Below are 13,353 nucleotides of genomic sequence, written 5' to 3'. Positions count from 1 at the left end.
CGCTCCGCTACAGGCTTTGCCATGCCCAATGAATTCAGACAGTTACGGATGAAAGGAGCGGTCAGTGCGGTATTTCCAGTGTTTGGTTCTGGCTTCGTCGTGGGTCATCGGGGTCGTGCCTGTGGCGGCGGAAACCATCAAGAAAACGTCGTCAGGCATTTGTCACCCGCCAGAAAGCAGCTGGTATGAGCGTACCGAGAACTATACCGCCTACGACTCTGTTGAGGCGTGCCTGGAGGCGGACGGGCGACTGCCCCACGGACTTAAATTGGCGTCGCTTAGCGAGCGCCAGACGCGCTCTGGTGGCCGGAAAGAATATACTCGGTCTGCCTTCGGTCATGGCTGGGGCGACGCCGATGGGGATTGTCAGGACAGCCGGGCCGAAGCGCTAATCGCAGCTTCAACAACCACGGTCCGATTTGCCGACGGCGATCGGTGCCGGGTAACCACGGGCCGCTGGATCAGTCCCTTCACGGGAAAAGTGATTCAGAATAGCGGTGAGATCGATATCGATCATGTGGTACCGCTGGCCTGGTCTTGGGCGCGTGGTGCCGACGATTGGAGTGATGAAAAACGGGAGCGCTTTGCTAATGACCCTGTGAACTTGTGGCCAGTCGAGGCGAGCCTGAACCGGAGTAAGGGCGCCAAGGGTCCGGACGAGTGGCTGCCGCCGTCGGGTCAGTGTCAGTATGTCGCCCGTTTCTCTCGGATAGTGAAACAGTATGGGCTGCAATCCACACCGACCGAAGCTGCGTGGTTCCGTGACTTTTTGAATACTTGTCGCCCATAACCAGGGCCAGTGGGTGTTCGGAGTAGAGCAAACCAATGAGTCCTGTATACCACGTCCCCTTGTTTGCTTTTCTGGAGACATACTGATGGTTCGAGAAATTACAATTCTGTGCTGGCGTCCTTCCTGGCTTCACTGGGACCTTTGGCGCATGCAACTGATTCGAAGCCCCGTTTGGCTGTGCTGTTCATAGTTGAGAACAATGGCCGGCACGCCAAGGCGTTTGCGCAGGAATAGGGTTAGGCAAAAACTGCTGTTGACCTGGGCTTCTATTAAAGAGCTGTGCCGACCTCCTCAAACAAAAGTGAACATTCGCCGCGCCAAGATGGGCTGAGGAGAGAGCCTGAGTAGCCGTTCAACAAGCACATTGTTCAATTTAACGCCTAGGGTAAGCTTAAAGCTGTTTTACAACCGTGCGCGGAATCGGGATAGAACCCATGTGACGTTCAGGGCTTGAAGCCCCTAAGTGATGCGGGTTTGGAAGTGGGGGAATTGCAGCCAAAGCGCAACCCTACGCCATTTCTTTGGTAAGGAATCACGTTTCATAATACTTTGCATCACCCGCCGTTCGTACAGGTCTGCTACGCTCTGCAACATGTGCTAATAAAGTCAATGATGCTGGAGACGTAACGGAATGGCCAGAAACACAACAGGGAAAACACTTCACTACTTGCGAGCTGTTTATGATGGAAACCCTTTTGATTTAGGAACACTTATGATTGCTTCCTGTATTGAGCTTAATACCCCAGGGAGCCGAGAAATTGAATTTGGCGGAGGCGATATAGTCCGTATTGAAAGGTCGAGAAATATAAAGGGTGGCGCCATTCTGGTTCAGCTGACTCGGTTTGTACCCGGTGAGAAGGCCCCCACTTTGCAACCTCATGCCGATTCAGCAAACGACGCGGAGGAGTCGCAGGCGCCACCGCCTGGAAAAGAATTCAAGGATGGGGATAGCTTTTTCCTGGTCAGCCAGCACGATGTGATCTTCTGTAGCCATGGAATATCGAAGGCAAAATCCAACCTTTACCTACAGAAGTTTTTCGTACAAGCGGGGTTCGAGGAAAAGGTCGCCTATTTTGACTTAAACCCGGCGGCAAAACTCGACAAACTGAAGTTGATCAAGAAACATGGTGTTAGATCCATGGAGCTGGGTGCGTCAGCTTTCGACCTGAGCATGCCCAAGCACGAACAGAAAAACTGGTTTACGGGCGCAATGTCGACAGCGTGGAGTGAGATCGAAGCAGTGATCGCGAAGGATGAATCCATGGAAGACCAGAAGTACAGAGAGGATCTTTTGGTCAATGTCGAAGTTCGTTTGGACGGCAATTCCTATGCATCTCAGGGCGCGAAGAATTCCATGGAACACTTGGCCGAATGGCTTCTGGAAGACCCTGAGGCGCCGCTTAGTGAATTCAAAATTATCACTAGGGATAATGAGGCGATCAGTTCATCCGATATCAGGCTCCAGACGCGTGTGAAGGTTCAGAAGCAGGAACGTTCAGTAGAGCACAACGATATGTGGTCGAAGATGGAGGTTTATTTCAGTGACCTCAAGAAACAGGGACTACTTGAGCAATGACATTCGAACCTGACTGGAAGCGGATCAGGCTTCTATTGGTCTTCACATCCTTGTCTGCTCTCGCGGGATGGGCAGGACAGCCACTGGTGCACGGCAACCAAGAAGCCGTTGGCGTGATCGTCAACGTGTTCTCGATTCTGGCTGGTTTCCTAGTGACCATTATGACTCTGCTCGGCGAACCAATGCTTTTCCGGGGCGCTACGTGGCGCTCTGAAGCCGTAAAGCGCAGTAACGTCTACCGGCGGCTGGTCAGGCATAAGTGGCTTTTTGTACTCTATCTCATGGTGCTGGGGTTGATCTTCGTAACTACCCTAATTACCAAGAGGTTTCCGGATCATTCCACCGTTCAGTGGATCGAGCGGCTATACTTGGCTATGGCGACTTTCGCCTTCTGTCTTTCTCTAACACTGCCAAGTCGGCTGATGAACCTCCAACTGGCAAGGTTTGATGAGTTGGTGGAGGCCAAGAAAAAACCATCAGAGAAAAGTTCTGAGGAATCCAGCCCGGAAATTGGGCCTTGATTTCCGGGCTGCTCACACTGGGGTTAACCTCGCACTTTCTTAAGGTACCCTGTTGATCCGCAAGATCCTATCTAAATCCCCAAGCACTCGCTCATTGTGCCGGTCCAGAATACTCAGCAGTCTGGTGAGTTTGTTGGGGTTCTACCCCATTAAAGCGGACATTCCCAAAAAGAGACTGAGGTGTGTCACGCGTATCGGGATAACTCCAGCGCGTGAGCCGGGCGTTATCCCCAAATCTGAACGTTCGCTTTGCGACCGTGGCTTCAGTTTGTACACCGGCCAATCAATGTTGGTCCTGCCGCGCTCAGTCGTGGTTAGATTTGCTGCGCTCATCAGCCGGATTCACCGGTTTTAAATGGGACGAAATTTTAGGGTAGTGTTGCTGCCGGAATATGCTTCCATCGCCAAACAAGAAAAATTATTGCCATCAGGCAGGCAATCTCGATGGAGGCAAAGAAAACATAAGATAGATTGTTACTGCCTCCGAGTATTATGAAAATCACAGTGATTGTTGCCGCAATCATGTTAGTCCATCGATTCCAGCGATAGGGCAGAATTCTCGACAGAACAACCATAGCGATCGGAATCTCTAACAAAATCGAGAAAAACAGCAATAATTCTTGAGTCACCTCAAAGCCTGTTTCTCCCTTGATTACAGATTCAAGGAAGCCTGGCGTCATAAAGCCAACGATGTCTGCGAAAATCATATTGAATAAGACGCAAACCCACAAAATAGAGAGTTTCTCTTCTGTGCTGTTCATGTTCTTGTCTTTCTCGGAAGGGGTGATGGGTTCGAAGTGAAAATTAATTCTGCTGATCGTTAGAGTATTAATGTGAAAATTTCTATAAAACTCATGATCATTGAACAGAAAAGCCATGGAAGAACGCTCCCCCGCTTCGATCCTTTAACGGTAAAACAATAACTAGCCTGCCTTCTCCTTTGCTGTAGAGCGCGGAACCTTCGAGCTCTCTAGAGGAAAAGACGCAGTCTGGTTCGACAAACGTTACCCTCATAGAGAAAAAGGGGGATTGATCGTCCACATCCATTTTTCCGTTAAAGCGGCAACCGGCATTATCAACTGCTTGACCTGAAAAACGGCCGGCGCTCTGAAAGGTAATAATGGTTTCCTGAATCTCTCTCCGAAGTCTGGAGTAGCCCGTGTAGTTCCCCCGAAACTTCTGTTGGCTCTCCGGCAAAGCCATTTTTTCGTCAGAAACGGAATCGTATCTGGCCGTGAAACCTTCAAACCCCAGGCTCGTTCCCCCTATGAGTCCCGTGATTGATTGACCGGATTTGATGTTTGCGTCGACGGTAAGGCTTTCCACTCGATCACGATCAAAAAGCAGTCGCGAAGCATTTTCAGTGTAAATGTCTCCGTCTCGCCAGCTCTCCTCTCCAAGAATGACTCCCGAAAGCCTGAACTGTCCGGCATCTAATTGTCCCAACAGGATGTGAAAATCACCGTCGGGCTTTGTCCAGAAACTGATCTCCCTGCCCGTATCGACCAGCCCCTCATAAATGCCCCCGTCCTCCGAGCTGTTGTCGTTCTTTGCCCGAAATTCGGCTTTACAGCCAGCCAGAAAAGCTGCGGTAACAACCAGAGCCATTCCAATATAGATTTTCATTTTGAGCCCTTAAATCTCAATCGTTCAGATGCTTGGCCCCAGTGAGAAGCAAGCCGCGCGTGTTTCCGGAAGTTGATTTGCTGGATATCGGGAATCGAGAATTCACGTGCATTCTCGGACACGTTCTCTGAGGTCGGTCGCCGCCCAAGCGCTCAACACGGTCCAGAGGTCGACTTTTCTCGCGAGGGGCATAATCGCTCCTCCTGGTTCTGTGCGAATCCAGGCCGTCATGAAAAATGGCTCGGGCGATTGGCCGTAATAGCATGCACTGTGAATTCGCACAGCGAAGGTGCCCACGCCGTTGATTTCATTGCTTTTCATATTGCTGATCTCGGCTTGAGTGTTTCTGAAATCGCTAAGCTGGCTTTCTGGTATCCGCGCTCGGTATAGATTGGAACTGAAATCAGTATTGAACTCTCCACTCGGCTCAAATCTATGCACAGCCAGCCCAATCTCGCTTTTCACTACATCAGCCTCTTCTCCCTTCAGGGGGGCGTAGGCCAACAAGATTTTTGCGTCTCCAGAGCTCAGATCTACGTTGTCTGGAACAGCGAAAAAGAACTCGAGACCCGCAGGATCGAGCTCTAAGGGCGCTAAGCGAATTCCTGTGATGGCAGTCGATAGATTCCAGCTAGAACAGCCGGTTACCGCGACAGCCAACACCAACAATGCTATGATCCTAGCCATGACTTTCCCCTAAATGTTTAACATTCTATGTTTAACGTAAAACATTAAACTATAAATGCAGGATGATAACAACTGCCATGTCTAAAAAACCGGATATCGAATCGATAGTGCGATCAGCGAAGTCCTCGGCAGGGCTTCTACAGGCACTTCTTTTTCTGCTTTTGGGGGTGGGAATTGCAGCTATTGTGGTCGCAATTGAAAGTCCGAACACAATTGAAGAGCTCTTGATCGGAAAAACGGTCTACGAAGGAGCTGAGTTAAGCGCGTTGCAGCTTTCCGTGCTCATGGTGTTGACGCTTTCTCAACTTTTGCTCTGGGGGGTTGCTGTAAACTCTACCAGGATGAGCTTCGCTCAAATTGCTTCCGATAGAGCAGCAGAGGCAGCAAACTCGGCAGCACGCGCAGCAAAGTACCTTTGGGTCGGCCTCGCGTGGTCAGTATTAGCTCAAATGCCATTTTCAGTGATCGCAACTTGGCATTACCCTGTCGGTGAGAGAATCCTTGCCGTCGAGTTGGACTGGTTACACTTCGCCATGCTTTTTGTCGCACTGATAATAGGCTTTTATTCGAGGTTGATCCGTTTGGGCGCGGAGCTTTGGCAAGACCACAAGGAAATTGTTTGAATGGCGATCATCGTTCGACTCGACGTGATGCTAGCGCGTCGAAAAATGACTTCGAGAGAGCTTGCGCAGAAAATAGGTATCTCTGAGCAGAATCTTTCATTGCTCAAGTCCGGCAAGGTGAGAGGTGTGAGATTTGAGACGCTTTCAGCGATTTGTGAGGCCTTGGATTGTCAGCCCGGCGATTTATTAGAACACGAAAAAGCGTGAGCGTGATTTCTGTGATTTTGCTTGATTAAACAGTAGAAAAGGCCCGCGGCTCTCAATGTTGCTGCCTTTCCTCTTCCGTTCGTAGGCGTTTGGTTAGAACAAATGGGCTTGCCCCGAATTCGAATGTTCGCTTTGCGACCAAGGCCACTCAAAGACCTCAGCTAAACAAAAGCGAACGTTCACGGCCCCGCAAATTTCTTGCGGTTTAATTTGCAAAGCCATGCACGCTTTTCACAGGCGCGCTGTGTAGGTGGCTGATTTAATGATGGAAATTTTGGAATTCTGTATTTAACTTTCAGAAACGTGCAAGGATAAACCGCGTGTACACTGGGACGGGGAAAGTCCATTTGCGCAACAAAGTGTTCAAGGATTTCCTGAAACCGGCTTGCGAATATCATGAAACTAACCCGCAGCTTCCCGGCCAACACTTTGATCTGAGTGCATCAGAGTGCATTTAACATATTGTTTTAAAATATTATTTTATTGATATTCGAGATTGGCATAGCAGTTGCCACCGTTCCTCTTAGAACAACAAACAAGAGGAAAAAACATGGCACTCGATACCGCCAGCACTCAATTTCTGCAACAACTCGCCGATCAGGGTACTCCTCCCTTTCATAGCATGACTCCGACTGATGCAAGGGCCTTTTTCGCCGGCCTACGGGAAATCATAGGAGAGGGTCCCGACATGAACCGCGTTGGCGAACACCCAATCGTCTCCAACGATGCCACGATTACTGTTCGAACACTGGTGCCATCCGACAAACCCGAGGGGATCATTGTCTATCTTCACGGCGGTGGCTGGGTCGTTGGAGCACTGGATGATTACGACACCCTTGCCCGGTTCATGGCCGCCGAGAGTAACTGCGTGGTAGCAATGGTGGATTACCGTCTCGCGCCTGAGTATCCCTATCCGGCAGCGGTCGAAGATGCCTGGGCGGCTCTGCAGTGGGTGGCCAGCAATCGCTCCCTCATCGCTGGAGAGTCAGGAATTGGACTTCCACTGTTCGTAGCTGGTGACAGTGCCGGTGGCAACCTGGCAGCTGTAGTGGCCAGAAAGGCCGGCGCTAGCGGCAGGCCGGAGCTTGCCAAACAGATTTTGATCTATCCGGTCACCCAACCGAATTTCAGCACAGCCGGCTATCTCGCCCCAGAGAATCAGGGTCTTCTAAGCAGGGAGGACATGATCTATTTCTGGAACCATTACATCCCAGACTCCACGAAACGTAGGGAACCCGACGCGTCGCCCCTACTTGCAGAGGATCTGAAAGGGCTTGCGCCCGCCACTGTTCTTATTGCCGAGCATGACGTGTTGAGCGATGAGGGTGCCGCCTACGCCGAGCATCTGAAATCGTTCGGCGTACCGGTAACTCTCCGTCGGTTTCACGGCCAAATCCACGGCTTTTTCAGCATTCTAAATGCCCTGCCGGAAAGTAAGACGGCGCGGCAGTTTGTAGTGGACGAAATACGTCGAGTCATTGCAAAAACATCCGTTTAAAACCCTTGAAAGCCGCCAGACCAACAAAACTAATAAGAGGAATTAAGAATGATCACATTTAATAGTCGCAACATTTCCGCAGGTCTCCTGATCGCTGCCACCTTCTCAGGGTTTGCCACTTCGGCACAAGCCGTCGAGAACGGCGTAACTAACTGGCCGAATGGCGTCAATACCGTGCTTCCGGCCATGATGCCGCCACAGGGCGCGACCCAGTTTTATGGCTACACCATTTACTACTCGGCCGACAAATTCGTCGATGGCAATGGTGACGAACTGATCCCTGGGTTCGGCCTAGACGTGTATGCTCAGGCCTTTCGGGTGAATCACACTTGGGACTATAAAACTGATTCCGGAGTCACCTTTACCAGTGGCGCCATTCTCTCTGGCGGAAAGTACGATCTGGAGGTCTCCGGCCTAGATGATACCGAAACCGGTCTCAACCAGATCTATCTGACCCCCCTGTACGTCAACTGGTCGCCCTCCGAGTCACTGCATCTCTCTACGGGGTTCAGCGGGTTCGTTCCCCTCGGTGACTACAACGCAAATGCACTGGTCAATACCACCAGCAATTACGAGTCCTACGTTCAGGAATTCGACTTTACCTGGTTTCCCAGCCAGGAATGGGAAATTTCCATGTCTCCAACAATCACATTCAACGCCAAAAACGATGATACTAACTATGAATCAGGCGATCTGTTTAACCTAGACTATTTCGCCGGTTATCGACCCTCCACAGCTCCGCAGTGGCAGGTTGGTGTAGCTGGCCATTACACCAAACAGTTCACTGACGACAAGCTGAACGGCTACAAGGTCGGCGACGGCTTCCGACTCAAGAAATTCGCTGTTGGTCCCCAGGTGTTTTATGCATTTGGGCCAGCCACTGCGGTTGTTTTCAAGTACCTGCACGAAACCAATGTGGAGTATGGCACCGAGGGCAGCTCGCTCTGGTTCCAGTTTGCAATGCCTCTGTAACCTGAGCCCGACCTACCCTTCCCTTTCGGATAACCGCAACCCGCTTGGTTGCGGTTTTTTTATGGTCCGGTACCGGCCACTCAAATGGTTCATGAAATTGGCAAATCGGATCCTAAAGATTGCATGAAATTCTTAAAGAGCGCCGATAAAAGCACCATAAAAAAAACAAGCATGAACTTTTTATCACATTGATATGTATTGTTTTTTTACTATTTTGATCGGCTTGGCACATACCTTGAAACACATAAAACGAGGCTGGAACAAAAAAGCTGGCCACGCACATGCGAACAACAACAAGAGGTTTTGCTATGACTATCAACGCCAATACTGTTTCCCACGTAGATGCCGTGGTTGTCGGTGCCGGATTCGCCGGTCTGTATATGTTGCACACGTTACGCGACAAGCTCGACTTGGAAGCAGCGGTATTCGAAGCGGCTGATGATGTTGGAGGTACTTGGTACTGGAACCGCTACCCAGGCGCCCGCTGCGACATCTCCAGCTACCATTACTCCTTTTCATTCTCAGAAGAAATCCAACAAGAGTGGAGTTGGTCCGAGAAATACGCCGCTCAACCGGAAATCCTGGCGTACCTTGGCTTTGTCGCCGACCGACTGAACCTGCGTCAGGACATCAATTTCGAAACCCGCGTGATCTCTTCGGACTACGATGAGGCCAGCCAGCGCTGGACCATCAAGACAAACAAGGGACACACGGTGATCTGCAAATACTACATCTCTGGTGTCGGCACGCTGTCCTACGCTGCCAATCCAGAGTTTGAGGGTAAGGACTCGTTCAAGGGCGAGGTTTATTCCACCTCCAGTTGGCCGCACCACGGTGTCGACTTCACAGGCAAAACCGTGGGTATTGTGGGGACGGGCGCATCGGCTATCCAGGCCATTCCTTTGATTGCACAGGAAGCAAAACACCTTACAGTGTTTCAGCGCACACCGAATTACGCTACTCCCCTGCAGAACGGCCCGATGGACGAACAGGAAGCACATGCAATCAAGGCAAACTATGGCGAATTCCGGAGAGAAGCCCGGGCCGCTCTGGCCGGAGTACCTTTCCCGAAAATGCGGGAGTCCATTCTTAAGGAAAGTCCTGAAGAGGTCGAAAAACACTTGGAAAGCTGCTGGGAAGAAGGCGGTTTTTCATTGTGGCTGGGCAGTTATGGCGACATCCTTTTTGACGAAAAGGCCAACAAAGTCGCAGCAGAGTTCGTTCGCAAGAAGATACGCGCGCGCGTCAAGGATCCGAGGACCGCTGACCTGCTGTGCCCGGACTACCTTTATGGCACCAAGCGCCAGCCCTGTGAAACCAATTACTTCGAAACTTACAACCGGGACAATGTATCCTTGGTGGATATAAAGTCCAATCCGATTCGCCGAATCACTGAGCGAGGTCTTGAGCTGGACAACGGTGATGGTTACGTGTTCGATTGTCTTATTTACTCCACCGGCTTTGATGCGTTCACAGGACCACTGTTCAACCTGAATCTGAAAGGGCGTAAAGGCGTCAGCCTGCGAGAACATTGGAGCGAGGGTCCACGCACTAACTTGGGCATCATGTCCCACGGCTTCCCGAATTTCTTCATGATCACAGGCCCTCAAAGCCCTTCAGTGCTTTTCAATATGCCGCTGGGTATTGAACAACACGTCGAGTGGATCGCCGATGTAATTCGTTACATGGAAGACAATGGACTCGAAAGCATTGAACCCGAAAAAGCCAAGGAAGACGATTGGCGTGAAATGGTTGAGGGTATTGCCAACTCTACCCTGATGCCGAAAACCAACACCTGGTACACAGGCTCCAACATTCCGGGCAAGCCACGCTCATTCATGGTGTATCTGGGCGGCGGCGCTGCCTATAAACAAGAGTGTGACGAGGCCGCCAGAAATGGCTATGACGGGTTCATATTGGGAAGTGCTGACGTTCAAAGGGAGGCCGTTGCATCGTAACCTCTCTGCCTGGGGAGTAATTGCTCCCTTTTCCCGGCACCCTCTCTGGTGCCGGGCTTTTTTGCTTGAGAAACCAATTGATCAATTGATCAAATGATTCCTGATTTCCTGAACTCCCTTTCCAAGAAAAGCCCTCCAACCAGCGCAATCACCAACTCCGCGCCAGAAATTAACGGGCACGATTCCTGCTGAACCTCTTGCGCTACCATGATATAGGTCAGAAAAAGATTCGGTAACAACAAAATTAAAACAACGACAAAATCAGGATTCAATACGATGCCAACAGCAACAGACCCGAAGTTTCCAACCAGCCAGGATTTGGTCAGCCAAATCCGGTTTGATACCGGACTTGGCAAGGTGTGGATGCATGAGCAGCGAATGCTGCTCGTACACAGCAGCCTGTTTCAAAATCTGCGAAATGAGTTGATTACAACCATTGGAGAACAACGCACCCGCGGCTTACTAATGCGCCTTGGCTTCCATTCCGGGTGGCGCGATGCCGAACTCGCACGCAAACTGCGGCCCGAACTGAGCACCGCCAACGCCTTCGCAGCTGGTCCACAGCTGGCGATGATCAAGGGCATGGTGAATGTGACTCCGGTACGAATGGACTTTGACCTGGAGGAGGGAAGTTTCTATGGAGAGTTTCTCTGGGACGGCGCATTCGAGGCTGACCTACAGTTAGCCTTCGGTGACCGCAGTGACACCCCTGTGTGCTGGATACTGACGGGCTATGCCAGCGGCTTCACCACCTTCTACATGGGTCGACAAGTACTGTTTCGGGAGGTGGAATGTCAGGCCCGGGGCAATCATAAATGCCGGATTGTTGGCAGGCCAGCCGATGAATGGGACGATCCGGAGGAGCTCAGTCGGATCCTGCAGCCAGATGCATTGGCTGAGGAGCTGCTGTCACTGCAAAGCCAACTGAGCGAGCTCCAAACCAGCCAACACGACCTCTACGATCAGGACGAGTTAGCAGCCAATTCAGTCGGCAATTCACGCCGTTTTCGAGACGCATGGAGACTGCTTCAAAAAGCCGCTGCCAACGACGTCAGCGTGTTACTTCAAGGCGAAACAGGTGTTGGTAAGGAAATCTTTGCTCGTAGTCTCCACCTCAACTCCCCGAGAGCCGAACAACCCTTCGTGGCCGTCAACTGTGCCTGCATTCCACCGGACCTGATCGAATCTGAGCTTTTCGGAGTAGAAAAAGGAGCCTTCACCGGGGCACACACCAGCAGGCCCGGCAAGTTCGAGCGCGCCAACAGCGGCACCCTGTTCCTAGACGAAGTGGTCGAACTCTCACCGAGAGCTCAGGCAACCCTTCTCCGTGTCCTACAGGAAGGCGAACTGGAGCGTGTAGGCGGCGCAGAAACCCGGAAAATTGATGTGCGCCTGGTAGTGGCGACGAACGAAAATCTTGAAGAGGCCGTAACTAACGGAAAATTCCGGGCCGATCTGTTCTATCGCCTTAACATTTATCCAGTCCATATTCCGGCGCTCCGGGAACGCCGTGATGACATCCCCCTGCTGGTTGACCACTTCCTGAGGAAGTTTCAGATACAGTACCGAAAGAAGATTCCGGGTATTTCAGACAAAGCACGCCAGGCCCTAATGGAATACAACTGGCCCGGTAATATCCGAGAACTCGAAAACATGGTTGAACGCGGCATCATCCTGACCGAGAACAACCAGTTGATTGATCTTGATGCTTTGTGTCCGGCACTAGAGAAACTGGAATCGGATATCGAGATTGCTAAGGGCGGGCATCTTCAGAAGTCGTTCAGGCACGGCCTAAACAAACCGGATCCCGTGTGCGAGTCCATGCTTGAGCAGGGCTTCGAGTTCGGGGAGTTCGAGAGGCGGCTGATCCTTACGGCCATGCTCAAGGCAGATGGGAATGTCTCACAGGCGGCCCGCCTGCTGGGGTTAAGCAGGGCTCAGATCGCCTATCGGCTGGAAAAACTGAACTACGATAATAAATAATGGGCAGAACCAACCCGCGTCCCTATGAGATGCCGTTGAATGGATCTGAACCTACTTGTTTCACTGAATGATCTGCTTGCCGACCGCAACTTCACCACGGCGGCCGTGCGCTTTAACGTCTAGCAGCCGGCGGTGTCCGCCCAGCTGGCCGGTGTCTTAGTTGGGATAGTGGGGTAAAACACCTACAGGTCCAGCTTGTGTGCGATCAGGTAGTTCACCGCGTGTTCAAAGGTGCCGGGCTGAAGCTGTTCCGGCTAGTGATCACTACCGTGACGTCCTGACCATATTTGTAGTACTTGAAGCAGGGCATGCCGACCGTCCGATGATTCGTTTTCTGAGTTCTATCAAAACCAAACGCTGATTTTTTGCAGTTTTCTACAGCCTCAACGCCAACAATCGGCTACATAGCTTCCGAGTCACCATCACTTTGGGGCTCCAAAACGGTGCGTGGGCCAGGCGTTATCCCGAATCTGAATGTCCGCTTTGCGACCGCAGCGCACCTTACCTACCAGAAATACGCAGTCCGAAAGGTCCGCTTTTATCAAAGAGCGGCCGATTCTGTTGACCTGTGACACCATGGTTTCGCCAAAGCGCTCAAACGATCGTCGCAACACCAGTTGGCTGCCTTTTCTCATTTGATGAGAGGGCTGAAAAAGTTAACTTTCGGACCCTATAATTCGAGGGTGTAGGGCTAAACGTAACTATTTTTGAGAGTTGTTTTGCTCTAGCGGGAGAAATTTCTGTCAAGCCTTTGCTTTGAGGGCTAGTTTTATCGGTTTCAGGCGGCCACCTGCCCAAAGGTGACTAAATTCAAATGGGGTAGATTGGCTGATTGGGCCATTTGTCGGAATCCTTCTTGCGAATTGAGTGTCGGAATCACTGAAGGTGTCTGGCTGAGGCTATCGGGTAGGG

The 13,353-nt window shown here is 51.2% G+C and carries 12 protein-coding genes; 9 read left to right on the top strand and 3 right to left on the bottom strand.

The genetic code is table 11. The features are described from left to right. Positions 1 to 64: 64 nt before the first annotated feature. The 3 genes from MDG893_RS17180 to MDG893_RS17170 all read left to right on the top strand — a co-directional run bounded on the left by MDG893_RS17180 (position 65) and on the right by MDG893_RS17170 (position 2,887). A complete protein-coding gene (locus MDG893_RS17180; protein WP_007155096.1) occupies positions 65 to 790 on the top strand; it encodes an HNH endonuclease family protein in 726 nt (241 codons plus the stop codon). Between the two features lie 631 nt (positions 791 to 1,421). Next, positions 1,422 to 2,366: a hypothetical protein gene (locus MDG893_RS17175; protein WP_157132867.1), complete on the top strand. Its 945-nt coding sequence runs from the start codon at positions 1,422 to 1,424 to the stop codon at positions 2,364 to 2,366. Then, the gene (locus MDG893_RS17170; RefSeq protein WP_007155094.1) at positions 2,363 to 2,887 is read left to right on the top strand and encodes a hypothetical protein; all 525 of its coding nucleotides are present in this window, start codon (positions 2,363 to 2,365) and stop codon (positions 2,885 to 2,887) included. Before MDG893_RS17175 ends, MDG893_RS17170 begins: the two co-directional genes overlap by 4 nt. A gap of 368 nt (positions 2,888 to 3,255) precedes the next feature. Here the strand turns inward: MDG893_RS17170 and MDG893_RS17165 are convergent, their stop codons facing one another. The 3 genes from MDG893_RS17165 to MDG893_RS17155 all read right to left on the bottom strand — a co-directional run bounded on the left by MDG893_RS17165 (position 3,256) and on the right by MDG893_RS17155 (position 5,200). After that, positions 3,256 to 3,765 (bottom strand): DUF6326 family protein, encoded by a 510-nt coding sequence (locus MDG893_RS17165; RefSeq protein ID WP_007155093.1) that lies wholly within the window; start codon positions 3,763 to 3,765, stop codon positions 3,256 to 3,258. Then, the gene (locus tag MDG893_RS17160) at positions 3,746 to 4,513 is read right to left on the bottom strand and encodes a hypothetical protein (RefSeq protein ID WP_007155092.1); all 768 of its coding nucleotides are present in this window, start codon (positions 4,511 to 4,513) and stop codon (positions 3,746 to 3,748) included. The genes MDG893_RS17165 and MDG893_RS17160 overlap by 20 nt, the downstream gene beginning before the upstream one ends. A 102-nt stretch (positions 4,514 to 4,615) precedes the next feature. Next, positions 4,616 to 5,200, bottom strand: coding sequence for a hypothetical protein (locus MDG893_RS17155; protein WP_007155091.1), 585 nt, complete (start codon positions 5,198 to 5,200; stop codon positions 4,616 to 4,618). Between the two features lie 77 nt (positions 5,201 to 5,277). Here MDG893_RS17155 and MDG893_RS17150 point away from each other — a divergent pair, with 77 nt between their 5' ends. The 6 genes from MDG893_RS17150 to MDG893_RS17125 all read left to right on the top strand — a co-directional run bounded on the left by MDG893_RS17150 (position 5,278) and on the right by MDG893_RS17125 (position 12,441). Then, the gene (locus tag MDG893_RS17150) at positions 5,278 to 5,823 is read left to right on the top strand and encodes a hypothetical protein (RefSeq protein ID WP_007155090.1); all 546 of its coding nucleotides are present in this window, start codon (positions 5,278 to 5,280) and stop codon (positions 5,821 to 5,823) included. Further along, a complete protein-coding gene (locus MDG893_RS17145; protein ID WP_007155089.1) occupies positions 5,824 to 6,030 on the top strand; it encodes a helix-turn-helix domain-containing protein in 207 nt (68 codons plus the stop codon). Between the two features lie 550 nt (positions 6,031 to 6,580). Continuing rightward, positions 6,581 to 7,528: an alpha/beta hydrolase gene (locus MDG893_RS17140; protein WP_007155088.1), complete on the top strand. Its 948-nt coding sequence runs from the start codon at positions 6,581 to 6,583 to the stop codon at positions 7,526 to 7,528. Positions 7,529 to 7,576: 48 nt separating this feature from the next. Further along, a complete protein-coding gene (locus MDG893_RS17135; RefSeq protein ID WP_007155087.1) occupies positions 7,577 to 8,500 on the top strand; it encodes a SphA family protein in 924 nt (307 codons plus the stop codon). A 308-nt stretch (positions 8,501 to 8,808) separates the two neighbouring features. After that, a complete protein-coding gene (locus MDG893_RS17130) occupies positions 8,809 to 10,458 on the top strand; it encodes a flavin-containing monooxygenase (protein WP_007155086.1) in 1,650 nt (549 codons plus the stop codon). Between the two features lie 276 nt (positions 10,459 to 10,734). Beyond that, the gene (locus MDG893_RS17125; protein ID WP_007155085.1) at positions 10,735 to 12,441 is read left to right on the top strand and encodes a sigma-54-dependent Fis family transcriptional regulator; all 1,707 of its coding nucleotides are present in this window, start codon (positions 10,735 to 10,737) and stop codon (positions 12,439 to 12,441) included. Positions 12,442 to 13,353: the final 912 nt, after the last annotated feature.

The organism is Marinobacter algicola DG893, assembly GCF_000170835.1.
GTDB lineage: Bacteria > Pseudomonadota > Gammaproteobacteria > Pseudomonadales > Oleiphilaceae > Marinobacter > Marinobacter algicola.
This window is presented reverse-complemented; position numbering and strand designations above follow the sequence as displayed.

Excerpts from the sequence above, each read along its gene's own strand:
- MDG893_RS17170 (WP_007155094.1), top strand. The coding sequence starts at position 2,363 with ATGACATTCGAACCTGACTGGAAGCGGATCAGGCTTCTATTGGTCTTC.
- MDG893_RS17140 (WP_007155088.1), top strand. The coding sequence starts at position 6,581 with ATGGCACTCGATACCGCCAGCACTCAATTTCTGCAACAACTCGCCGAT.
- MDG893_RS17165 (WP_007155093.1), bottom strand. The coding sequence starts at position 3,765 with ATGGCTTTTCTGTTCAATGATCATGAGTTTTATAGAAATTTTCACATT.
- MDG893_RS17125 (WP_007155085.1), top strand. The coding sequence starts at position 10,735 with ATGCCAACAGCAACAGACCCGAAGTTTCCAACCAGCCAGGATTTGGTC.
- MDG893_RS17155 (WP_007155091.1), bottom strand. The coding sequence starts at position 5,200 with ATGGCTAGGATCATAGCATTGTTGGTGTTGGCTGTCGCGGTAACCGGC.
- MDG893_RS17160 (WP_007155092.1), bottom strand. The coding sequence starts at position 4,513 with ATGAAAATCTATATTGGAATGGCTCTGGTTGTTACCGCAGCTTTTCTG.
- MDG893_RS17175 (WP_157132867.1), top strand. The coding sequence starts at position 1,422 with ATGGCCAGAAACACAACAGGGAAAACACTTCACTACTTGCGAGCTGTT.
- MDG893_RS17150 (WP_007155090.1), top strand. The coding sequence starts at position 5,278 with ATGTCTAAAAAACCGGATATCGAATCGATAGTGCGATCAGCGAAGTCC.
- MDG893_RS17135 (WP_007155087.1), top strand. The coding sequence starts at position 7,577 with ATGATCACATTTAATAGTCGCAACATTTCCGCAGGTCTCCTGATCGCT.
- MDG893_RS17130 (WP_007155086.1), top strand. The coding sequence starts at position 8,809 with ATGACTATCAACGCCAATACTGTTTCCCACGTAGATGCCGTGGTTGTC.
- MDG893_RS17145 (WP_007155089.1), top strand. The coding sequence starts at position 5,824 with ATGGCGATCATCGTTCGACTCGACGTGATGCTAGCGCGTCGAAAAATG.